The sequence below is a fragment of the Blastococcus haudaquaticus genome (assembly GCF_900230285.1).
Classification (GTDB): domain Bacteria; phylum Actinomycetota; class Actinomycetes; order Mycobacteriales; family Geodermatophilaceae; genus Blastococcus_B; species Blastococcus_B haudaquaticus.
In genome coordinates, this window is record NZ_OCNK01000002.1 from 644974 (window position 1) to 667171 (window position 22198).

At 71.7% G+C, this 22198-nt stretch carries 21 protein-coding genes and 2 pseudogenes; 14 read left to right on the forward strand and 9 right to left on the reverse strand.

Annotated elements, in window-relative coordinates; translation table 11 throughout:
* The first annotated feature begins 26 nt into the window (after positions 1–26).
* Positions 27–1004, forward strand: coding sequence for a helix-turn-helix domain-containing protein (locus tag CRP30_RS09755; RefSeq protein WP_097183717.1), 978 nt, complete (start codon positions 27–29; stop codon positions 1002–1004).
* Positions 1005–1555: 551 nt separating this feature from the next.
* Entirely contained in the window at positions 1556–1828 is a 273-nt protein-coding gene (locus CRP30_RS22995) for an MmyB family transcriptional regulator (RefSeq protein WP_235003296.1), read from the forward strand.
* A 144-nt stretch (positions 1829–1972) separates the two neighbouring features.
* Here the strand turns inward: CRP30_RS22995 and CRP30_RS09770 are convergent, their stop codons facing one another.
* Complete coding sequence (locus CRP30_RS09770) at positions 1973–2677, reverse strand: TetR/AcrR family transcriptional regulator (RefSeq protein WP_097183719.1); 705 nt, start codon at positions 2675–2677, stop codon at positions 1973–1975.
* A gap of 227 nt (positions 2678–2904) precedes the next feature.
* Here CRP30_RS09770 and CRP30_RS09775 point away from each other — a divergent pair, with 227 nt between their 5' ends.
* The 4 genes from CRP30_RS09775 (at position 2905) to CRP30_RS09795 (ending at position 6764) form a co-directional block, all read left to right on the forward strand.
* On the forward strand, positions 2905–3795 hold the full coding sequence (locus CRP30_RS09775) for an aldo/keto reductase (protein ID WP_097183720.1): 891 nt from the start codon (positions 2905–2907) through the stop codon (positions 3793–3795).
* Between the two features lie 30 nt (positions 3796–3825).
* On the forward strand, positions 3826–4683 hold the full coding sequence (locus tag CRP30_RS09780; protein WP_200814648.1) for an aldo/keto reductase: 858 nt from the start codon (positions 3826–3828) through the stop codon (positions 4681–4683).
* A gap of 123 nt (positions 4684–4806) precedes the next feature.
* Positions 4807–5949 carry an FAD-dependent monooxygenase gene (locus CRP30_RS09785; protein WP_200814649.1) on the forward strand — a complete coding sequence of 381 codons (1143 nt, stop codon included), beginning with the start codon at positions 4807–4809 and terminating at the stop codon, positions 5947–5949.
* 665 nt (positions 5950–6614) lie between these two features.
* On the forward strand, positions 6615–6764 hold the full coding sequence (locus CRP30_RS09795) for a Zn-dependent oxidoreductase (protein ID WP_097183722.1): 150 nt from the start codon (positions 6615–6617) through the stop codon (positions 6762–6764).
* A gap of 320 nt (positions 6765–7084) precedes the next feature.
* Here the strand turns inward: CRP30_RS09795 and CRP30_RS09800 are convergent, their stop codons facing one another.
* Together CRP30_RS09800 and CRP30_RS22495 are read right to left on the reverse strand one after the other, a co-directional pair.
* Positions 7085–7279 (reverse strand): hypothetical protein, encoded by a 195-nt coding sequence (locus tag CRP30_RS09800; RefSeq protein WP_097183723.1) that lies wholly within the window; start codon positions 7277–7279, stop codon positions 7085–7087.
* A 176-nt stretch (positions 7280–7455) separates the two neighbouring features.
* Positions 7456–7650: a hypothetical protein gene (locus CRP30_RS22495; protein ID WP_159961662.1), complete on the reverse strand. Its 195-nt coding sequence runs from the start codon at positions 7648–7650 to the stop codon at positions 7456–7458.
* A 238-nt stretch (positions 7651–7888) separates the two neighbouring features.
* On the opposite strand from CRP30_RS22495, the gene CRP30_RS09805 reads away from it, so the two are divergent.
* The 4 genes from CRP30_RS09805 (at position 7889) to CRP30_RS09820 (ending at position 11616) form a co-directional block, all read left to right on the forward strand.
* A complete protein-coding gene (locus CRP30_RS09805; RefSeq protein ID WP_097183724.1) occupies positions 7889–8623 on the forward strand; it encodes an SDR family oxidoreductase in 735 nt (244 codons plus the stop codon).
* Between the two features lie 272 nt (positions 8624–8895).
* Positions 8896–9588 (forward strand): sigma-70 family RNA polymerase sigma factor, encoded by a 693-nt coding sequence (locus CRP30_RS09810; RefSeq protein WP_097183725.1) that lies wholly within the window; start codon positions 8896–8898, stop codon positions 9586–9588.
* A 112-nt stretch (positions 9589–9700) separates the two neighbouring features.
* Complete coding sequence (locus CRP30_RS09815; RefSeq protein ID WP_235003333.1) at positions 9701–10075, forward strand: CBS domain-containing protein; 375 nt, start codon at positions 9701–9703, stop codon at positions 10073–10075.
* A 209-nt stretch (positions 10076–10284) separates the two neighbouring features.
* Entirely contained in the window at positions 10285–11616 is a 1332-nt protein-coding gene (locus CRP30_RS09820) for a helix-turn-helix domain-containing protein (protein WP_159961668.1), read from the forward strand.
* Here CRP30_RS09820 and CRP30_RS09825 read toward each other — a convergent pair.
* From CRP30_RS09825 to CRP30_RS09840, 4 genes are all read right to left on the reverse strand, one after another.
* Positions 11579–14323 carry an ATP-binding protein gene (locus tag CRP30_RS09825; protein WP_097183728.1) on the reverse strand — a complete coding sequence of 915 codons (2745 nt, stop codon included), beginning with the start codon at positions 14321–14323 and terminating at the stop codon, positions 11579–11581. The genes CRP30_RS09820 and CRP30_RS09825 overlap by 38 nt on opposite strands.
* A gap of 87 nt (positions 14324–14410) precedes the next feature.
* Complete coding sequence (locus CRP30_RS09830; RefSeq protein ID WP_097183729.1) at positions 14411–15133, reverse strand: alpha/beta fold hydrolase; 723 nt, start codon at positions 15131–15133, stop codon at positions 14411–14413.
* Positions 15134–15147: 14 nt separating this feature from the next.
* Positions 15148–16098: an alpha/beta hydrolase gene (locus CRP30_RS09835; protein WP_097183730.1), complete on the reverse strand. Its 951-nt coding sequence runs from the start codon at positions 16096–16098 to the stop codon at positions 15148–15150.
* Positions 16099–16246: 148 nt separating this feature from the next.
* Positions 16247–17476: a low temperature requirement protein A gene (locus tag CRP30_RS09840; protein ID WP_235003297.1), complete on the reverse strand. Its 1230-nt coding sequence runs from the start codon at positions 17474–17476 to the stop codon at positions 16247–16249.
* Positions 17477–18183: 707 nt separating this feature from the next.
* On the opposite strand from CRP30_RS09840, the gene CRP30_RS09850 reads away from it, so the two are divergent.
* A complete protein-coding gene (locus CRP30_RS09850; RefSeq protein ID WP_143278436.1) occupies positions 18184–18405 on the forward strand; it encodes a hypothetical protein in 222 nt (73 codons plus the stop codon).
* A gap of 20 nt (positions 18406–18425) precedes the next feature.
* Here the strand turns inward: CRP30_RS09850 and CRP30_RS09855 are convergent, their stop codons facing one another.
* The gene (locus CRP30_RS09855) at positions 18426–19211 is read right to left on the reverse strand and encodes a DUF8453 domain-containing protein (protein WP_143278437.1); all 786 of its coding nucleotides are present in this window, start codon (positions 19209–19211) and stop codon (positions 18426–18428) included.
* A 159-nt stretch (positions 19212–19370) separates the two neighbouring features.
* Here CRP30_RS09855 and CRP30_RS23345 point away from each other — a divergent pair.
* Positions 19371–19448 (forward strand): annotated as a pseudogene (locus CRP30_RS23345) (hypothetical protein); the annotation flags it as partial.
* Between the two features lie 47 nt (positions 19449–19495).
* Positions 19496–20350 carry an SAM-dependent methyltransferase gene (locus tag CRP30_RS09860; RefSeq protein WP_097183734.1) on the forward strand — a complete coding sequence of 285 codons (855 nt, stop codon included), beginning with the start codon at positions 19496–19498 and terminating at the stop codon, positions 20348–20350.
* Positions 20351–20441: 91 nt separating this feature from the next.
* On the opposite strand, the pseudogene CRP30_RS09865 reads toward CRP30_RS09860, so the two are convergent.
* Positions 20442–20927: pseudogene (locus CRP30_RS09865) on the reverse strand (transposase); the annotation flags it as partial.
* A 284-nt stretch (positions 20928–21211) separates the two neighbouring features.
* On the opposite strand from CRP30_RS09865, the gene CRP30_RS09870 reads away from it, so the two are divergent.
* Positions 21212–22183: a quinone oxidoreductase family protein gene (locus CRP30_RS09870; protein WP_097183735.1), complete on the forward strand. Its 972-nt coding sequence runs from the start codon at positions 21212–21214 to the stop codon at positions 22181–22183.
* Positions 22184–22198 lie beyond the last annotated feature (15 nt).

Consider the following 22198-nt stretch of genomic DNA (forward strand, 5'->3'; position numbering starts at 1 on the left):
CGGACCAGAGGGTCCACAGTGGGCCGGTGAACGACCTCGCGCTCCGCCTTGCTGCCCTGGACCCCGAGGCGGGCGCGGCGGTCCGGGTGATCGGGCACTTCGATGCCCTGACCGAGGCGCGCGCAGACCTGCGGTCCATCGTCCGCGACGCGGCCGGGCTCGCCGGCTGTCCGGCCCGGCTGGTCGACCCGGCGCGCGGCCTCCTCGTGCGCGTCCCCGCCGACGGCGCGGTCAACGCCGCATCGGACCCGGTCGTCGACCCGGCGTGGCCGTCCACCCCGGTGCCTGGCACCGACGCCGTGCTCTGGCTCGAGCAACCCGGCCCACCGGGGACGGTGCAGGCCGTCGTCCTGGAGCGGGCGGCGGCCGCCGTCCGGACCGTGCTCCAGCGGACCCGGTCGCGGCGTCCGGTCGACGACCCGGCCTCGGTGGAGCTCGTACTGGACGCCACCGCCCCTGAATCCGACCGGCTGGCCGCCGCCCGCCGGCTCGGGGTGGCGACGACGGGGCGCGCGGTCGCCCTCGCCGGGGGCCGCTACCTCGTGGTGGGGATCGACGGCGTCCTGCCTGAGGGAGTGCGGGCGGGGGTCGGGCCGGCCGCCGCGGTGGTCGACCTACCGGCCTCGGGCGAGCACGCCCGGCTGGCGCTGCGGCTCACCGCCGAAGGCACCGAGGACGACCCCGGCCCGCGGGTCGTGCATGCCGACCAACTGGGCGCCCTGCCGCTGCTCGTGCGGGCTGCCGACGGCGCAGCAGTGCCCGACGTCCGAGCGCTCGAGCACGCCGCGACCATCGGGCCGTGGGCCCTGGCCACGCTGGACGCCGTCGCCAGCGCGACGAGCCTGCGCGACGCCGCCCGAGCACTGCACCTTCACCACTCCACACTTCAAGATCGGCTGTCGCACGCGGAGACCGCGCTCGGCTGGGATGTCCGTGAGCCGGCTGGTCGACTGCGACTGCAACTGGCTCTCGTCTTGCGCCGGGCAGCCCGCCATCAGCGCTGAGTTACGCGGGCGTCCCCGCTGACCACGTGCCCGGCCCGAACCGGCGCGGACGCCTTGCTCTCCACGCCTCAGCCTCACGAGCACGCGTGCGGTCCGGATCACCCGCTTGGGCGGGCCCGGAAGTCCTCGAGGTCGTCGCGGTGCCCGATCCGGTTCCCGGAGAGGGTCGGCAGCTCTACGAGGTGAGCGCCGCAGGAGTGAACGTCGCCGACACCCATCACCGCCTGTGGGCCGGCCGACCTCGGAGCCGGAAGCAGTCCACAGCGGACCGCGGGACGAGATCGCCGGCCCGGCCGCGCATCAGCGGTCGAATGTCCAGAGGTCTGCCATGGCCTGATCCAGGAGCTCGGCCAGCGACTGGTCCCCGAACCGGATCGCCGTCCGCGGGCTGCCGCCATGCAGGCGAAGGCCGCTCCCACGATCGCCTCGGGCGAGGGATCCGTGGCGGCGCGGGGGCGACCGGCCCCCCAACTGGGACGACGCCGCGGACACCTCGTCGCCCTGTTGCGGACCGAGGCCGGCCGCGACCCCACAACAGGTCCCTGACCGCGTTGGTCGGTGAGCTGAGCACCCGCAGCCACGACTTCGCCACCCGCTGGGCGCGTCATGACGTCCGGCTGCACAGCACCGGCGTGAAGCGCTTCAGTCATCCCGTCGTCGGTGAGCTGGCGTTGGCCTTCGACGCGACGGAACTCCCAGCCGAACGGGGCCTGACCCTCACCGCCTACAGCGCCGAGCCCGGCACGCCGGCGGAGGAGAAGCTGCGCCTGCTGGCCAGCTGGCCAGCAACGGTCGACCCCCCTGGAGGCCACGCCAGCACCTGATCGGAGTCGAGCTGACGGCCAAGGGACTCCGTGGGCGTCCAGCGACGCAGGCAACCTGACCCCGCCCCCGTGCGCACTGTCTGGGGAGGCGCGACCAGCACAGCTCGCGCCGATGTGACCGGCGGAGCCGCGGCCCACCCCTGCTTACCGAGGAAGGTCTCGCGACGACGTCCCGTCGGCGGGGTCGGGCACGAAGGCGCGGGCCAGCGTGCGGACCGCGCGGGCGGCCTCGTCCGCGACGAGGTCGCCCTCGGCGGCGAAGCCGCGCAGATCGACCGGAAATCCGCGCGTGAAGCCACCGCGCGGCAGGTAGGCGAATCCGTGGACGGCGGCGGTGAAGCTGCGCAGCAGCGGATTGGCGGTCATCACGTCGCCGGTGACGGTGACGGCCGGCCACAGCAGGTGGTCGAACATCGCCCGGGTGACCGCGCGACGCTCCTCGTCGGGGAAGTCCTGCAGCTCGTCGGCGAGGATCAGCTCGAACGTCGCTCCGTGGGCGAGCGTGAAGCGAACGTAGACGGCCGCCAGTGCGGCCAGCGTCTCGATCGCCTGCGTGACCGGGTCACCCTCGCCGGTCGCGCGCACCTGCTCGGCCGCCGCCCGCATCTGCTCTGATAGCCGCTGCCCGGCCACGGTTGCCGCCGCGGACAGCAGTGCGGTGCGGCCGGCGAAGTGCCGGTAGGGAGCTGCGGAGCTGACCCCGACGCGGCGGGCGGCCTCGGCCATCGACACGCCGGCGACGCCCTTCGTCGCGACCAGCTCGAGCGCCGCGTCCACCAGGGCCGCCCGCAGGTCGCCGTGATGGTAGGTGGCCCGTCGCCCCACTGCACCCCCTTCGTCGCTGCCCATGGTGCCGGTCTCCTCAGGGCTGGCTTTGACATGATGTTAGATGGCTCTTACATTCGAGTCGAGGCGCTCCGGCGTTCGGCCGGAGCCGCCCCGGGACGCAGCTGGTGGAACACCCGCCGGACGACGACGTCGCTGCGCCCGACCGCCCATCAGTGCTGACCGGCAGCGGGCACCGGCCCCGGGAGCGGGCGAGCCCTGTCGGCAGAAAAGGAGTTGCTGAGTTGTCCATGCAGATCCCCGCGTACACGCTGAACAACGGCGTGCAACTGCCCGTCGTCGGCTTCGGCGTCTTCCAGGCCGCTCCCGAGCAGACTGTTGCCGCCGTGAGCACGGCACTGGAGGCCGGCTACCGGCACATCGACACCGCCGCGGGCTACGGCAACGAGCGCGAGGTCGGAGAGGCGATCCGGCGCTCGGGTGTGGACCGGTCGGAGGTCTTCCTCGAGACGAAGGTCTGGATCTCCGACTACGGCTACGACGAGACCCTGCATGCGTTCGACAAGAGCGCCGCGAAGCTGGGCGTCGACCAGATCGACCTGCTGATCCTGCACCAGCCGCTGCCCAGTGAGTTCGAGCGCACCATGGACGCCTATCGGGCGCTGGAGCGGTTGCTGGCGGACGGCAAGGTGCGCGCGATCGGCGTCAGCAACTTCATGGCCGAGCACCTGGACCGGCTGCTGGCCGAGACGTCGGTGGTGCCGGCGGTCAACCAGGTCGAGGTGCACCCCTACTTCCGGCAGTCCGCGGTGCTCGCCGCCAACGCCGAGAACGGGATCCTCTCCCAGGCCTGGTCCCCGATCGGCGGCATCACCTTCTACCCAGGCTGGGGCGAGGACCGGAAGAGCGTCCTGGCCGACGCCACCATCGGCGAGATCGCGGCCGCGCACGGGAAGTCGCCCGCGCAGGTCATGCTGCGCTGGCACCTGCAGCAGGGCCGCCAGGTCATCCCGAAGTCGGTGACGCCGTCCCGGATCGCTGCGAACCTCGACGTCTTCGGCTTCGACCTCACCGCCGACCAGCTGACCGCGATCGACGCACTCGACACCGGTGTCCGCGGCGGCCCGGAGCCGACCGACATCACCCGCGAGGCCCACGGCTTCGCGATCCCCGAGGCCTGAGCACCCCCCCTGCGGAGAGGAACCCCTGAGATGTTGCCACAGATCCCCACCGTTCCGTTGAACAACGGCGTGCAGATGCCGGTCCTCGGCTTCGGCGTCTTCCAGGTCCCGGCAGCCGAGACCGAGCGGGCCGTCAGCGACGCGCTCGCCGCCGGCTACCGGCACATCGACACCGCCGCCGCCTACCAGAACGAGGAGGCCGTCGGGCGCGCCATCGCCAGCAGCGGCATCCCCCGCGACGAACTGTTCATCACCACGAAGCTCTGGGTCGCCGACGCCGGCGAGGAGAACGCCAAGCGTGCGTTCGAGACGTCACTGCGCAAGCTCGGCCTCGACGTCCTCGACCTGTACCTGATCCACCAGCCCTTCGGCGACTACTACGGCTCCTGGCGGGCGATGCAGGACCTGCACCGGCAAGGCCTCATCCGCGCCATCGGGGTGTCCAACTTCTACCCCGACCGGCTGGTCGACCTCATCGACCACAACGACGTCGTCCCAGCGGTGAACCAGATCGAGACTCACCCCTTCTTCCAGCGCACCGCCGACCAGACGCTCATGACCGAGCTCGGCGTCCAGATCGAGTCGTGGGGGCCGCTGGGCCAGGGCCGCGACGACCTGTTCACCAACCCGGTGCTCACCGCGATCGCCGAGGCGCACGGCAAGACCGTCGCCCAGGTGGTGCTGCGCTGGCTCATCCAGCGCGGCGTCGTCGTCATCCCGAAGTCCGTGCGGCCGGAGCGGATGGCCGAGAACCTCGACGTCTTCGACGTCCAGCTCAGCGATGACGAGATGGCCCGCATCGCCACCCTGGACACCGGCGCCAGCACCGCCTTCGACCACCACGATCCCGCGAGCGTGCACTGGCTTGGCACCGCCCGCTTCGACTGAGCAGCGCCGGACGGCGGGCGTCCGTCCGGCGCTGCCCGCCGCTGACGTACCTCGCGGCCCGGGCCGACGTCGCAGCGGGCCGCCCGCGGACCGAGCACGTTCCCTCAGAGAGAAGACCACCCCGTGCCCTCATCCGAGCCCGCCCCCGTCGAGACCGGCACCGCTGCCGGCGCGGGGAGGCGCGCGGTCGTCGTCGGGGCGTCGCTGGCCGGGTTGATGTCCTCGCTGGCCTTGGCCGACAGCGGATGGCACGTCACCGTGCTGGAGCGGGCAGGCGCTCGCCGTTGCAGCGGAGCGGCCCTGGCAGTCGACCCCGCCGATCTCGTCCGGCTGCTCGGACCCACGGCGTCCGCGACCGTGCTGTCCCGGCTCGGCACCGACGTCAGCGACGTCAGCGCCGGCCTGCCGGCGACCTGGCAGGCCCTGCACACCGGGCTGCAGGCAGCCGCCGACGCGCACCACCGGATCGTGCTGCACCACCACTCCCCCGTCGTCGACGTCGGGCAGGACGAGGAACGCGCCTGGGCGATCGACGCATCCGGTCCGACGCACACCGCGGACTTTCTCGTGGGCGCAGACGGGTACCGCTCCGTGGTGCGCTCCGCGGTCTCGCCGGACAAGCCGGATGCACGCTTCGCCGGGTACGTCCTTTGGCTCGGCGTCGCAGCCGAGCGCGACCTCGGACTCGTGCGATGGCCGAGCGGCCTGGACATCCGCGACAGCGGCGACCATCTGCTGTTGGGTTACCCACTGCCCGGAGTGGACGGCTCCCGGACGCCGGGGAACCGTCGGCTCGGTTGGGCCTGGTACGACGCCACCCGCAATCAAATGTTCCGGCGCGCCGGCGCGGTCGTGGGCAGCGGGGTGCGTTACTCACTGCGGCCGGCGGACATCCCGGAGCGGACCTACGCGGAGCTGGCCGCCGAGGCCGGCCGTCGCTGGCCTGCTCCTTGGGCACAGGCCATCGGGAACAGCGTCGCCCGGCACGACGTCACCGCCACGCCCATCAGCGAGTACCTGCCCGACCGGCTCGTGCGCGGCCGGCTGGCCCTGGTCGGGGATGCCGCCCATGTGCCGACCCCCATGACCGGGAGCGGATTCGCGGCGTCCCTCGCGGACGCCGAGGCGCTCGCCCATGCCCTCGCTGAGTGCGACAGCGCCCGGGCACCAGACGGCCTGAGGGCCTACGAGAAGCGGCGCCTCGCCCCGGCACGGTCGCTGGTGCTGTCCGGTCAGCAGTTCAGCCGATCCTTCGCCGGCCGTTGAGGCGCCCGCCGGGCCCACAGTGATCGAACCGAGACCCGGACCGACCACCGGAGCTGCCCCGCTCGTCGGATCAGGTCCTCGAGGACGAAGGCGTTGACCTCGGCGTGTCGCCCGCACCATCGCCCGCGTCCCCAGGTCGCCTACGCCGCCAGCAGGGCGGGCCCCATCGGACTCACCCGCGACCTCGCCCAGCAGTGGCCGGCCGCAGGGGACTCGGGTCATCGCACTGCCTCCAAGCTCCTCCTCCTCCGAGATGACCGATCAATCCCCCGAGGGCTACGTGGAGCCGCTTCTTCCTCGTCAGCGACGCCGCCGGTCGCGTGACCGGCGCGACCATCCCGGTCGAGGGCGGGCTGACAGAAGCTGACATGTCGACCGGACCGCGATGCTGCGCCGGCTCGGCTCCCCGCGAGGAGCCCAGCCTGCTTCTGTCCGCTGTCCGGACGCAAGCGGATGACCTGAGCGCCGCCGATCACCCGCGAGCAGGTCCAGCAGGCGGGGCGGCGTACGGCGTCACCGTCGACGGCGCCGCCCTGGCCAGTGGCGGCACGCTGCGCCGACACCTGAGGGGCGATGACCAGCAGGTCGACCGCCCTCGCCTTTGCATGGCGGCGATCGCAGAGGACGGCGCGCTATCGCCGAGCGGCCACACCTAGCCTGCTCACATGCGTGCTGTGCAGATCACCGAATTCGGTGGCCCCGAGGTTTTGAAGGTCGTCGACGTCCCCGAGCCCGAGGCCGGCCCCGGCCGGACGCTCCACGACGTCTCCGCGGCCGGTGTCAACTACGCCGACACCCACCACCGGGAGTCGTGAAGGGCCTATCCGGAGGACAGCTGACCGACTGCGGACTCAGCGTCGCGCCAGCACCGGGATCAACCGCAGGGACGTCGCTCGACGTCTGCGAAGAGGAGGAGGTCCCCGAGCCCGGAAGCGTTACCCGTGCGAGGCAGAGTGGGGCGCCAACAGCGAAGAACGAGCCTCCGTCGGCCCCCGCAGGCAGACCAGCACCTCGGCGATGATCCACCGCCGAGAGCACCGGAGTCGATCACCATCAGGACGGCGCCTCGATCTCCACGAGGGGACGACCAACAGAGCGGATCTCATTCCCGCGACCCGTTCTCCGGACGGCTCCGTCACGGGCTTCCGCCCATGCGATCGGTGAGCTCGTCCAGGTCGATGCCGACCGACTCGAAGGCAGCAGCGGCGACTCCGAAGTCGACCGGGTAGTGGAGGGCGAGCAGCCGGGCTTCGTGCTCCGCGCTGAGACCCATGAGCGGCAGCAGGTGCATGACGTGCTCCCGGGTGATGCACAAGCGCGTCAGGTCCATGACGGCCTCCTCGGATGACGCCCCTGCGGTCGTCCACCGCCCAGGGTCGCGGCACCGGACGAGGACGACCACGAGGGACTCAGGCAGAAGTGTCGGCCTGCGTGCCGGCCACGATCGCCGTCGGAAGGACGGCGCAGGGCAGCGGATCCGCGCGCGACCCCGTCAGGCGTCGCCGCTCACGACGCCGTGCCGTGAGCTGCACCTGGCACCACCCCGGCCAGGGCCGCGATCTCCTCGGAGGGCATCAGGAACCAGTGCCGGCGAACGCAGTAGACCTTGACGTGGTCGACCGGTCCGTGGGTGCTGTCCACAGGAAGCCGCCACTCGATCTCGGCAGGGGCACAGCACTCGGGACAAGCCGTCAGTTCCATGACTCCGCCTTCTCATCCGTCGTCGTAGGCACGAGCCGTCGTCCAGGTCGACGCCTCCGGCCTGCCGTCCCCCCTGTGACCGGGTGACCGAACGATGTGTGACACCCCGGGTGTGCGCCGCCCGGGTGGTCGCGGCGACGGCCTCGAGCCCCCCGGAGCGCAGGGGCGGCTGTCACAGATCAGCGCGGTGCCCGGTCATATGAGTCACCGAAGTCACTCCGAGACAGAAGAGGTCAACATGCGCATCGCAGTCGCCGGCTCGACCGGTCTGGTCGGTTCCCAGGTCGTCGCCGTCGCCAAGGCAGCCGGCCACTCCGTCGTGGGTCTCGCGCGCGAGGACGGGGTCGACCTCACGTCGCCCGTCGGCCTCGATGAACGCCTGGCGGGCGTAGAGGCACTCGTCGACGTGACGCAGAGCCCCACCATCGACATCGAGGCGGTGAAGTTCTTCGAGACCGTCGCCGCGAACCTCGGGGACGCCGCCACCAGCGCCGGCGTCAGCCGCACCGTCCTGCTGTCGATCATCGGCGTCGACCGCGTCCCTCAGTACGACTACTACGTCGCCAAGGTGGCGCAGGAGCGGACCCACCGGGTCCACTCCCCGGGACTCCACGTCCTGCGCGCCGCCCAGTTCCTCGACTTTCCCGGTATGGCCATCCGCTGGGGACGGGACGGCGACACGACCACGGTGGACGATCTGCTGTCCCAGCCGGTCGCCGTCGGGGAGATCGCCAGGGTCCTGGTCGAGCTGGCCACGGGTGAGCGGGACGACGACGTCATCGAGCTGGCCGGCCCTCGACAGGAGCGCATCGTCGACCTCGCCCGCCGCCTGGTCGCGCACAGCGGCGAGCACCTCACCGTCATCGCCCGCGATGTTCCGGAGCCGATGCGGAACGGGGCACTCCTGCCGGGTTCCGGCGCGATCATCGCCGGGCCGACGTTCGACGAGTGGCTCAGCAGGCAGCCTGCCTGACCCCCCACCACTTGCGTGGGCACGTGCTCCGACGCGCCCACGCCGGTTGTCCCGCACAGCACCGCTGCCCTCGGCGGGTGCGCACGCCCACCACGTGCGCACCCGCCGATCGCGTGTCTCCGTCCCCCTTCCTCGCCGACGCGCGCGGGGACGCGGGCACGTCTCGACCAGGCAGGTCACCAGGCATCTCACTGGCGACTCGGGTCCCCCTCCTGAACCAGTGTTGCTCCAGGCGGCACAACCGGCCGCCTCGAGCAACAGGAGGGCCTGACATGGACACGCTCACAGGCGCAGATCCCGGAGCGGCAGGCGCGGAGCACCCGGAGCCCGGCGCCCCGCGACCACCGCGCGACGACGACCTCCGGCAGGCCGTCGTCGTCTTCATGGCCCAGCGGCCACACCTGCTCGCGACGGTCCGCAGGATCCTCGGCAGCGCGAGCGAGGCGGAAGACGTCGTCCAGGAGACCTGGTTGCGGTGGCAACGCACCGACCGGCGGACGGTGGCCAACCCGCCGGCCTTCCTGGCGACCGCGGCCACCAGGCTGGCGATCAACACGATCCAGTCGGCGAGGAGCCGGCGGGAGGCGCCCAGCACGCCGTGGCTCGACGACGTGGCGCTCCCCGCAGGGGACGCCGAGTCGACGGCTGAGCGCGCCGAGGCCGTCGAGCTGGCGTTGCGCGTCGTGCTGGAACGCCTGACGCCTGCAGAACGCGCCGCGTACGTCCTTCGCACCGGCTTCGACTACCCCTATGCGGACATCGCCTCCGCCCTCCGCCGGAGCGCGCCCAACGCCAGGCAGCTCGTCAGCCGAGCACACACGCGCATCCTCTCGGGCGCGGGACGACCCGTCAGCGCCGGTGCGCACCGCCAGCTCGTCGGCGCGTTCACCGCAGCCGCGCGGAACGGCGAGTTCACCCGGCTCGAGGCCCTCCTGACGGCGCCCGTCCGACCAGCAGCCGTCTGACCAGCACGAAGCCGAGGAGCTGACCATGGACACGAACGTCCCCCCGACGACCACCTTGAGCGTCGGGCCTGCTGCAGCGACACCGAGGGGGTGTACGACGGTCGCGGACGTGATGGCCGTGCCGATCGCGACGATCGAGCCGGAGGCTCACCTCGCTGCCGCCAGCTACCTGATCAAGCGCTCCCGGGCGTCGGTACTCGTCGTGACCGGCGACGGCGGCCAGCCGGTCGCCACTGTCACCGCCGTCGACATCGGCCGTGCCATCGCGGACGGGCGGGATGTGGAGCTCACGCGGATCCGGCAGGTCGTCACGCGGAAGCCACCGACCGTCGAGGTCCACGCGACCGCGGCCGACGCGGTCCGGTTGATGCTGGCCGCGGGGGTCCAGTGCCTGCCGGTCCTGGACGGGAGCAGGCTGGTGGGAACGGTGCAGCTCGACGACCTGCGCCCGGCGGTCCGCATGCCGGAACCGCAGGTGCACCGGTGACGCCGGTGCTGCCGGTGACGCCGCCCGCGGGGCGTCGGCGGAGGAAGGACCGCTCGCACGGCGAACGGGGACGAGCGCTTGGACGGACCCCGCTCCGAGTGGAGTCCGTGGAGGCAGGTCGCCAGGCGGACAGCCCCGACGGCCGGGCTGCTGGTGCTGAGTCCGAGCCGGCTGGTGGGACGGCGATCCCCGTACACCCCCGGGCCGACGTGGGGGACGAGCCCCTCGGCGCCCTGATCCGTCGACTGCGCCTCGACGCCGACCTCACCCTGGAGCGGCTGTCCGAAGCATCCGGGATCAGCGACCGGGCGCTGAGCGACATCGAGCGGGGCGCCGCACGCGGGCCTCAGCACCGGACCGTGGTCGCGATCGCGGCGGCGCTCGGAGTGGGTGAGATCGAGCGCGCGGCCATGTTCCGCGCTGCCCGGGACGGACGACGCAGGACCGCCCCTCCCGCTCGGCTGCCCCTGCCGCCGGCCGTTGCCGATTTCGTGGGCCGGGACGCAGAACTCGCCAGGACGACAGCTGCGTTGGCCTCCCCCGGGGACCTCCGACCGCCGCTCACGGTGATCACCGGCCCGCCCGGCTACGGCAAGACGAGCCTGGCGGTCCGCGCCGCAGCTTCCCTGCGCGACCGGTTCCCGGAGCAGCTCTTCCTCCGGCTGGGTGGGTGCTCCCCGGAGCCCCTCCCCGCCGAGGCCGTCGCCTTCCGCATCATCCGCGCGCTGACGGGGCGGGCGGGCAGCGACCCGCACCAGGTGCGGCAGGTGCTCGCCGATCGGCGCGTCCTGCTGGTCCTGGACGACACGGCGAGCGAGGCGCAGGTCCGGAAGGTGTTCCCTTCGCGGGGGCCGGCCGCCGTCCTGGTGACCAGCCGCCGCTCGTTGGCCGGGCTCGACGGCGCCCAGCGTGTACCCGTGGACCGCCTGCCTCGCGCGGATGCTCTCCGCTTGCTCGCTGGCGCCATCCCGACCGAGCAACGGGTCCGGGCGGACCTGAGCGAGCTGGCCCGCCTGTGCGACGACGTTCCGCTGGCGCTGCGCATCGCGGCCAATCGGGTGGCCAGCCATCCGGCGCTGACGGTCGCGGGGCTGGCAGCCCGCCTGAACGCCGACGACCGGCGCATGGCCGCGCTGACGGCGGGCGACGTGAGCATGGCGGCTGCCATCCGGCCGTCCGTCACCCAGCTCAGCCCTGGAGCCCAGCTGCTGTTCCGTCGACTGGCGGCCGCCGCCGGCCCCGTCTTCAACAGCGACCTGGCGGCGTGCCTCCTCAGCGCGCCGCTGCGGCGCGCGGAGGAGCTCCTCGACGAGCTCGTCGACAGCTCCCTCGTCCAGCCCGCGGCCGGGGACCGGTACGGCCTGGCCGACCTGCTCAGGTCGTACGCGCGAGCGGAACTGCCGCAGGAACCAGCGCGCACGCACCCGGCGGTCCCGGCACCTGCCGGCGAACGGTCCCTGACGACCGCCCACGAGCGCCCGCGCCCGCAATCGCCGGCCGTGGCTACGGCAGAGCCTTCTCCAGCTCTCTCCGCGAGCTGATGCCGAGCTTGGTGAACACCTTGCGCAGGTGCCACTCGACCGTCCGGCGGCTCAGGTACAGCTGGGCGCCGATCTCGGGATTGGTGAGCCCCTCGACGGCGAGCCGCGCGATCTGCGCCTCCTGCGCGGTGAGCTCCTCGAGCGAACCGGCGTCCCGCCTGTGCACGGTCGCGCCGGTCGCGAGCAACTCGCGCCCGGCTCGCTCGGCGAAGGCCCTGGCGCCCATGCCGCTGAACAGGTCGTCGGCGCGGCGCAACTGGTCCCGCGCCTCCACCCGGCGGTTCTCCCGGCGCAGCCATTCCCCGTACAGCAGGTGGGCACGACCCAGCTGCGGCGCGGCCCGGCTGCCGGACAACCGCTCGACGGCGTCGCGGTAGAGCGCCTCGGCGTCCGGGCCCTCGCAGACGAGGGCGCGGCATCGCGCCTCGATACCGAGCGCCCATTCGGTTCCGTTGCTCCCGATCCGTGCCACCAGTCGGCCGAGGGCCTCCACCGCGACGTCGCGGTGCCCGCTGCGGACCGCGGCCTCGATCAGCTCCACGAGGGCCCAGTTCGCGAGGATGATCTCGTCGTGCCGGCACGCGCGCTGGGCGGCGGCGAGCGCCGCGTCGTAACGCCCGAGGCCGTTCTCGAGCACCGCGGTGGCCAGCTCGACCAGCGTGATGGCCCTGCCCTCGCCGCGGTCGGTCGCGGCCCGGACGGCGGTCCGGAACACCTCGGATGCCTGGTCCACCTCGCCGCGCCAGGCGCTGAGGATCAGTGCGGTGTGGATGATCGGCGCGTTCCCCGTGACCTCGGTGATGACGTCGACCTCGTCCAGGGACGCGGCGGCGCCGGCGAAGTCGCCTTCGTGGACCTGTTCGTCCGCGAGGCAGGCGAGCGCGACGGCGAGCAGGGTCAAAGCCCCGGCCTCGCGGGCGACCCTCACCTGCCGCCGAGCCAGGTCGTGCCACGCATCGTCGTCCCACACCGTCGGAGCGCCCCGGGAAGCGATCCACAGCCAGCGGTGATCGGCCTCGCCGATGTCGTCGCGGCGGAAGGCGTCGAGAGCGTTCCGCATCAGGGCGGCGCTCGCCGCGTCGCCCTCGGCGAACCACGTAGCCATGGCCATCAGCCACAGATCCATCGGCCGCTCACCCGGAGGCGCCGAACGGGCTGCCTCGGCCACCTCCCTCCCCCGGCCGGCGGGGGCGAGACGCCCGGAGAACACCACGGCGGAGCAGGCCTCGAGGAAGGTTTCGCGGGCCAGGTCGGCATCCAGGGGGACCAGGCGTCTGCCCGCCTCCAGGAGCGGGAGGACGGCGTCGTTGCCGCGGGCCTTGGCGAACAGGATGACCGCCCGGAGCCGCTCCAGACGGGCGCGGTCGAGTTCGAGTAGCGGGCCGATCTCCGCGACGGCGAGCAGCTCGGACGCGGAGTCCGGGGAACCCGCATCGAAGGTGGCCTGGGCTGCCATCAGCGCTCGCCGCACCCGCCGCCGGGGGTCCGGCGTGAGCTCGGTTGCGCACTCGAGGAACGCCGCCGCAGCGGCCAGCCCGCCCCTGCGTTGCGCCCGGGCCGCGGAGCGCTCCAGCTCCTCGGCGACCGCCTCGTCCGGTGCACCAGCGGCGTGCGCGCGGTGCCAGGTCCACCGGTCGGGATCGGCTTCGCGATCCGTGGCGTCGGCCAGCGCGCCGTGGACGGCGTGGCGTTCATGCGCCGGCGCGGTCCGGTAGATGGCCGACCGCACGAGAGGATGCCGGAACCTCACGCGGACGCCGATGTCGATCAGCCCGTCGGCCACCGCCGGCGCCGCCGCGTCGGTGCCGATGCCCAGCCGGGCGGCCGCGCGCCACAGGAGGCCGGCGTCCCCGAGCGGTTCGGCGGCCGCGGCGAGCAGGAGCCGCCGCGTGTCGGCCGGGAGCGGATCCAGACGCCGGACGAAGCTCTGCTCGATACGGCCGGTGAGGTGCCCCGCGTCGGTGACGCCGAACCCGCCGGCGAGCTCCGTGGGGGCCCACCCCCGCGGTACCTCGAGCAGCGCCAGCGGGTTGCCCCTGGCCTCGGCGACGATCCGGTCCCGCACCCTCGGGTCGAGCGGCCCCGGTAGCGCCGACGCCAGGAGCATCCGGGCGTCGTCCTCACCGATCCCCTGCAGCACCATGCCGGGCAAACCGTCCAGCTGGTGCTCGTCGCTCGGCTCCCGCACCGCGAACACCATGGCGACCGGGTCGGCCAGCAGGCGCCGGGCCGCGAAGGCCATGGCCTGCACCGATGCCCGATCCAGCCACTGCGCGTCGTCGACCAGGCAGATCAGCGGCTTCTCCGCCGCCGCGTCGGACAGCAGCGTCAGTACGGCGAGCCCCACGACGAACCGGTCCGGTGCCGTCTCCCGGTCTCGGAGGCCGAACACGCTCCGGAGCGCGTCGCGCTGCGGAGCGGGCAGGCGCTCGAGGCGGGCCAGCATCGGTGCGCAGAGCTGGTGGAGCCCGGCGAAGGCAATCTCCATCTCCGACTCGACACCGCCCACCCGGGCGATCCGGCACTCAGCCGCCCGTTCGGCGACGTGGTCCAGCAGAGCCGACTTGCCGATCCCCGGTTCCCCACGCAGCACGAGCACGGAGCTGCGGCCGGCGTGGAGTCCGTCGACCAGGCGGTCCAGCACGGCGATTTCCCGGGTTCGGCCGCGCAGCGCAGCCCGGCCGGACCCGCCTCCGGGAAAGGGCATGGGGGATCGTATGAGCGGCCTCCGGGCTGCGACAACCATCGGGCGAGCCCCCGCCGGCGCGCCGACGGGGGCACCCGGTCAGCTCCCTCAGGGCGTGGCTGCCTCGAGGGCCTCGAGAATCGTGGCGGTGACCGCCTCGGGCTGGGACACCGCGAGGGCGTGCGACGCACCGGCGACCTCCCGGACGCCCTTGGCCCCGGCACGATCGACCATGAAGCGCTGGAGCTCCGCCGGGATGTTCTCGTCGGCGTCGCCGTACACGAACCAGCTCGGCAGCCGGTGCCACGCCGCCTCGGCCGACGGGAGGCCCTCGGTCAGGGCGGCCTCGGTCACCGGGCGCTGGGTGACCGCCATGACGACCGCCCTGGCGACCGGCACGTCGCCCGCGAACTGGGCGGGGAATGCGTCCTCGGCGATCCGCAGTTCGTTCCCGCCGGTCGACACCGGGTAGCCGACGAGCGCATCGGCAAGGGTGCTGCCGGGGAACATCCCGGAGAGGGCGATGGCGGACTCCCCCGACTCGGGGCAGAAGGCGCCGACGTAGACGAGGGCCACGACGGCGTGGTTGCCGGAGGCGGCCTCGGTGATGACCAGGCCGCCGTAGGAGTGACCTACGAGGACGATCGGTCCGGCGATCCCGGCCAGCACGTCCCTCAGGTAGGCGGCGTCGCCGGAGACGCTGCGCAGCGGGTTGGCGACGGCGATCACGTCGACCGACCGGGCGTGCAGTCGCTCCACGACGGCGTTCCAGCTCGCGGACTCGGCGAAGGCGCCGTGGACGAGGACTACGGTAGGGGCGTTCTGAGACATGGCGGACTCCGTTCCTAGAGGGTGCCGAGAGCGGTGCGGAGGACGTGGATCGCCTGCTGGACGGCGGCGCTGGTCGCCTGCGACGGTCGCAGCGGGTTGAGCATCATGAAGTCGTGGATCGTCGCGTTGTAGCGGACGCTCGTTGTGGGCACGCCGGCGTCGAGGAGCCGCCGTGCGTAGGCCTCCCCCTCGTCGCGCAGCACGTCGTTCTCGTCCACGATCAGGAAGGCGGGAGGCAGGCCGGCGAGCTGCTCCCGCGTGGCCCGCAGCGGTGAGGCCGTGATCTCCGCCCGCGCCTGCTCCTCCGGGGCGTAGCAGTCCCAGAACCAGGCCATCGCCTTCGCGGTCAGGTGGGGACCGTCGGCGAACTGGACGTAGCTGGCGGTGTCCTGGGCGGCGTCGGTGACGGGGTAGTACATCGACTGGTGCACGAAGGCCACGTCGCCGCGCTGCTTGGCCATCAGGGTCAGGGCCGTGGTCATGTTCCCGCCGACCGAGTCACCGGCCACTGCCATCCGGGAGGCGTCCAACCCCTCCGAAGCGCCGTGCGCGGTGATCCAGCGTGCGGTGGCGTACGCCTGCTCGATCGCCACCGGGTAGCGCGCCTCGGGCGAGCGGTCGTACTCGACGAACACGACCGCGGCCCGCGCGCCGGAGGCGAGTTCGCGCACCAGCCGGTCGTGGGTGTCGGCATTGCCGAGGACCCATCCCCCACCGTGGACGTACAGGACGACCGGGAGGTCGCCGAGCGCGCGCGTCGGCTTCACGATCCGGACCCGCACGTCACCCACCTCGGCGGGGACGGTGATCCACTTCTCGTCGACGACCGGCTTGTCGACGAGGACCGCCTGCAGGTCGTCCAGGACCTTGCGAGCTCCCTCCGGTCCGAGTTCGTAGAGGAACGGCGGCACGGCAGTCGCCTCGGCGAACGCCTGAGCCTCCGGTTCGAGGACGGGCTTGGTCATGGTGTGGCTCCTCGGTCGAGCGGTAGGTGGACGTGCCCGACGAGCGTCACCTCGCGCCCGTGCCGAGGACCACGAGGAAGTCGCGCAGAAACACCGCTCCTGCGCCCTGGGCGCGCACACCGGCGAGACGGCCCACCGCCATGCGCGGTCAGGTCCGCGGCGGATCCGACTCCCGGCCGCGTCGTCGCGACGAGGCCACGGCGCTCGCCACGACGAGGAACGTGCAGACCGCGGCGATCATCAGCACCACAACGGCCAGACCCGTCGTCGGGGCGAGCGCCGGCAGGAGCAGCACCACCACCGCGGCTCCCAGAACGAGCACCGGGTGGACCGGCTGCGCGGCCAGCGGCAGGTGGACCGCCCAGAGCAGCGCGAGGAAGAGGGCCACCGGCACGGCGACGGCGTAGCCGACACCCACGGCGGAGATCTCGAGGTGGTGCCCGGCGCCCTCGACTGCGACCTCGAGGCCGGCTCCCACGGCAGCGGCCGCCGCGAAGATGCCGTAGTGGCCGTACCCCCAGAGGAACGACCGCTCCCGGTTTTCGGCCAGCCCGGGGCCGCTGCGCTGCAGGAAGTAGAGCCACCAGAGGGCGAAGAGGAGCACCAGCCCCGCTCCGGCGACGGTCACTAGCGACCAGTTGAGGCCGCCCGTCGAAAACGCCGCCTGGAACCCCGTCGAAGCGGCGAGCACGCTTTCCCCGAGGACGATGATCACGAAGAGGCCGTACCGCTCGGCGATGTGATGGGGGTGCCAGCTCGTGGGCCGGGCCCGCTCCGCCCATCGCGGGACGGCGAGCTCCGCGACGACGAGGCCGATGAACACCGGGACCAGCGCGCCGTCGCGGAGCTCTCCGCCTTCTGCGAGCACCAGGCGGAGGAGCCAGCCGACCTCCAGCACCGAGATGCCAGCGGCGTACCGGAATGCCGTGCGCCGCCCGACCGGGTGCTCGATCCCCGCCCGGACCCACTGCGCGACGAGCGCGGCTCGCATGACGAGGTAGCCGACCGTGACGGCACGGTAGTCCGAGTCCGTGAAGACGGCGGGCACTCCGGCGGCGAGCACCAGCACGCCGGCCATCTGGACCATCGTCAGGAGCCGGTAGGGGACGTCGTCGGTGTCGTAGGACGAGGCGAACCAGGTGAAGTTCATCCACGCCCACCAGATGGCGAAGAACACCTGCAGGAAGGGCAGCACCTGCTGGAGGGCGTGGCCGTCGGCTATCCCGTGCGCGAGCTGTACGGTGACGCTCGCGATGGCCACGACGAAGGTGAGATCGAACAGGAGCTCGAGCGGGCTGGCGGCGCGGTGCGGCTCATCGATGGCGCGCTCGGTCATGCGGACGTGACCCCACCTGCTCGAGGCCGCCTCGCCCGTCACGCGGACAGCCTAGGGACTGCCCCCACGAGACGGTTCCTCCGTCGGTCCGCTGTCGGGACCGGCACCGCCGTGGCGGCCGGGCCTGACGTACGGCTGGGCACCACGTCCGACCGCCGGGGACGTCGCGTCCTCACCTGCTCGAACGGCACCAAAGTCCCCGGACGATGGCTTTCTACCGCCCTGTGACACAGACGCCGGAGGACCCGCCCGATAGTGCACCGACCGCCCTGCCGGAACCCAGCCAGGCGGGCCTTGGCCTGGCCGCCAGGCGTGCCGTGCAGATCACCCGCTTCGGCGGTCCGGAGGTCCTGGACGTCGTCGACGTCCCCGAGCCGAGGCGGGGGACGGTCAGAGGCTCTACGGCGTCTCCACCGCCGGCATCAACTGCGCCGACACCCACCACCGACGCGAGCGTTAACTCTCACGCCCTTGCGTCTTGTCCGCGGTTGACAGCCCGCGTCGAGCGGAGGTGAACGGTGTGCTCACCGTCTCGCCCCTTCCCATGCTCGGGGCAGCCATAGTTCGGTGCGATAGCCGAGTGTTGATAGCAGGCAGGCCGGCAGCGAACAGCTGAGGCCTGACCGGTGGCCGCCACCGCCTGGGGCCGCGCATAGGTCCTGTCACGCCTCCGCCTAAGCAGCTGTTTGCGGCGTGTCGCTGGCTGTCCACTTCCGTGAACACCCCTGTGTCCACTTACCGTCCGGCGCATGGACAGGTGGACAAACGTCGTGGTCAACGTCGAAGGCAGTCAGTTGGTGCTGACGCCCTCAGTGACCGGCTTGCAGACGAACTTGTTGCACAGCGGACTACGGAACGTCTTGGCGCTGCTCGACGAACTCGGGTTGCAGGGCTGGGAGGTGACTGCCGTTCGGGAGGATGAGTACTGGCTGAAGAAGCCCATTCCCGAAGGGCACAGCCGAGCCTGGTAGCCGGGCGAGCGCTAGCTAGGTTAAGACGGCACGTCGGGCTTAGGATCGACAGCTTCCGCCTCGGACGATTGCCCGGGAGCCCGGCTGTACTCCTGGCCGGGCAGCAATTGCCGCGTCAACTCCTCATGCTTCGCCTTGGCTGTCGCCCTTGCCTCCCGCTGCCGCTGATCGGCGGCATCTCCATCTCGCACGAACACAGCCATCCCGCCACGTCCGCTGTTTTGGAAGCTCTTCACCGTTCGGCGAATCTCCTGCAAAGCGGTGGCGATCTCATGCACTCCCTTGGTCACGAGCCATTCGCGGGTGGAGAAGTCGCGCCAGTCAAGAACCGACGGCGTGCTCGGCAGTGGCTTGCCCTTACTGTCCTGATAGGTCACCAGAACGTCATGACGGTCGGGCAGGTCGGGGAAGTCAACGCGCGCAGTGCCGAGGTCCCACCAGGTCCGCCACTCCTGCCCGGGCACCAAAGCTGGGATCTGCGCAGGCAGATGAACCTGCTCGGGCTCGCGTCCAGCGTGACCGCTTCGCATCAACGACGGCTGCACTGTCAACTCGACGTCACGAGCCACCGTCGTTCCAAAGTTTCTAATAACGATGTCAACAGACTGATCGTGGCCGGGGGTCTTTTCGGCGTAGCAGACCACGTATGGCTGAGCTTGCTCCTCTCGAAGCTTGCGCGCTTCGCGGAGTTGTCGCCATGCCACCAGGCCAGCGGCGACCGCGATAAAGGCGGTCACATTTGTCCCGAAAGCCGACCAATCGTCCGGCGTCCATACCGTGAAGGCCGGAAGCCAGTCCAGGTTCAACGCGTGTCCCCCGCTCGGTCGTTCAGCACTAGCTGAGGACGATGCCATGAGCCACCGACAACACCCGGAGGTGGCGGCCGCGACAGCCGGCCAACCTGCCGACGTCCGCTTCTAGGGGCCGGGCGCAGCCGCTGGCGGCATCCGGATGCGCATTCCGGTGTGCTTGTCTCCGCCGAGGACGGGGAAGCGGTTGCCTACGCGCTATGGAAGCTGCAGGAGCGCGGCCGCATGTTCGTGGACCCCGGCGTTGACGGCTCCCCGAAATCCGCGGAGGATTTGCGTCCATGGGCGAGTCGCACGAGGAAATGCTTCGTCACTACGAGCCGGGCGGACTTCTGCCGCGAATCGTGGCGGGGTTGCAAGCTCTCGGCAAGGACCTGGACTCGGTCACGCACGAAGATCTCGCGCCGGCCGACGAGTTTCACTCCGCGGGACGTTCGGCCACGCGCGCATTGGTGGAGCTTGCAAAGATTCCGCCAGGATCGCGAGTGCTCGACGTGGGCAGCGGGTTGGGCGGCCCGGCGCGTTACCTCGCCGCAACTTTGGGTTGCGACGTGACAGGCATCGATCTTTCGCCTGAATTCTGCGGGGTGGCCAACGCCCTTTCTCGGATGACGCGGTTGTCCGATCGCACGCGCTTTCAGGCGGGTGATGCCCTGGAGCTTCCGTTCGTCGCGTCCAGCTTCGACGTGGTGTGGACGATACAAATGCAGATGAACATCCGGGACAAGCGCCGCCTGTATTCCGGAATCGCCCGGGTACTCAGGCCGGGCGGGCTGTTCGTCTGCCAGGAAATCTCCGCGGGGAACGGCGAGCCGATCGAGCTTCCGGTCCCATGGGCGAGCCGCCCCAACCAGAGCCATCTGGCCGATGCGGAATCCCTCCGCGGGTTGATCCGCGGTGCAGGTCTCCTGGAGCGCACCTGGCGCGACATTACCGCCGACATCGTGGCGGCGCGCAAGGCACAGCAGGCGAACGCGCAAGCATCGGGTGCGAGCGGCTCCAGCGCCCCCCCTCCTCCGCTTGGAATGCATCTCGTGCTGGGAGAACAGGCAGCCGTCAAGATGAGTAACTCCGGGCGCAACACCGACGCCGGGCGCACGGTGTTCATCCAGGGCGTATTCGACAAGCCTGGCTAGTGGTCCGATCCGCTGATCCCGCTGGAAGACTCGGCCGAAAAGCAAAAGGCCCCGCGCGACGCTGGAGGCAAATCGATCGCTTGTCGTCCGTCTCCTTCTCCGAGTGCGCCGTGACCAGGGTGGCGTCAACGTCGATCGCCACCGGCGACGAAGCATCCGCGGCGTGATCGGGGGCGTGCTCACCGGCCAGTGACCATGCCCGCGCACGGGCGGTCGCGCGCGCAGTGTTGATCGCCGCCAGCGCAGCCGGGGCGTCAGCGGCCAGGGCGTCGATGCACCGCGACACGGTCGGGTCCGAGGCGACCAGTCCGAACACCTCCGGGCAGGCACGGAGCTGGGCGATGCCGGCCAGACAGTCCCCGCCCATGGCCAAGCTGACCGCCACATCCAGCACGATCTTGGCCGGGTCATGGATCGCCAGCGGCTTGCGCCAGGGCGCCAGCACCTTCGACAGCCCGGCCGTGAGGCCGACGGTCTGCGCGGTGCGCAACAGCAGCGTCGCCCCGGCATGCGGCACGACGCTCGACCCGCCGCCATCGACTGTGAGCACCGGGTACGGCCCGGTAGTCTTCTTCACCAGAAAGGTGCTCCGGTTCCCGCTCGGATCAAGGCCTAGCCAATCTCGATCTTGCAGGTCAGGGGCACCTTTCCTACGTCTGGAGCCGAACGATCACGGCTCGGCGAGAAAGCCCCGGGTTAGTCGCGGCCTGGCCCAGCACCCCAGCTGAGTGAGCTTGCCCCTGCCGGTCGAAGAGGTAAGAGCTGCGCGGCGGGCGCACCCGTCGACACACACCCGTGAAGGGTCCCTGCGGCGACCACACGCAGAGGAACTCCCGCGGAGCACGCCATAGCCTCTCCGTCATGCGCGCTGTCCAGATCACCCGCTTCGGCGGCCCGGAGGTCATGGACCTCGTCGACCTGCCTGATCCCCTCCGGGGCGAAGGCCAGCGGCTCTACGAGGTGAGCTCCGCAGGAGTTAACTTTGCAGACACCCACCAGATCGAGAACTCCTACCTGGCGCAGCAGCAGCTGCCGCTGATCCCCGGCGCGGAGTTCGTCGGCACCCCGGCCGGCGGCGGGCAGCGGGTCGTCGGGCTCCTCGACGGCGGCGGCTACGCGGAGAAGGTCGCCGCGCACGACGCCCTCACCTGGGCGGTGCCCGACGGCGTGAGCGACGAGCAGGCATTGTCCGTCGTCCTGCAGGGCTCTACGGCGTGGCACCTGCTGCGCACCAGCACGCACCTGGCCGAGGGTGAGTCGGTCGTCGTCATCGCGGGCGCCGGCGGCGTGGGCAGCCTCGCCGTCCAGCTGGCCAAGCGCTGGGGCGCGGGCCGGGTCATCGCCACCGCGTCCAGCCCGGAGAAGCGCGCGCTCTGCGAGGAGCTCGGCGCCGACGCCACCGTCGACCCGGCCCTCGCCGAGGACGACCCCAAGGCCTTCACCACCGCCCTCCGCGAGGCCAACGGCGGGAGACGAGTCGACATCGTCCTGGAGATGACCGGCGGCAAGGTGTTCGACGGCGCCATGTCGGCGCTCGCCCCCTTCGGCCGGCTGGCCGCCTACGGCATGGCCGGCCGGGTGCCCCCGAAGCCCGTGCAGGCGCCGTCGCTCATGGGCACCAGCCGCGCCGTCATCGGCTTCTGGCTCGCCCACTGCATGGCCCGTCCGCAGATGATGGACGCCGCCATGCACGAGCTGCTGCCGATGGTCGCCGACGGCGTGCTGAAGCCCGTGGTCGGCGGCCGCTATCCGCTGTCGGAGGTCCGCCGGGCGCACGAGGACCTGCTCGCCCGCCGCTCCACCGGCAAGCTCGTCGTCGACCCTCGCAGCTGAGCCGAGCCTTCCTGG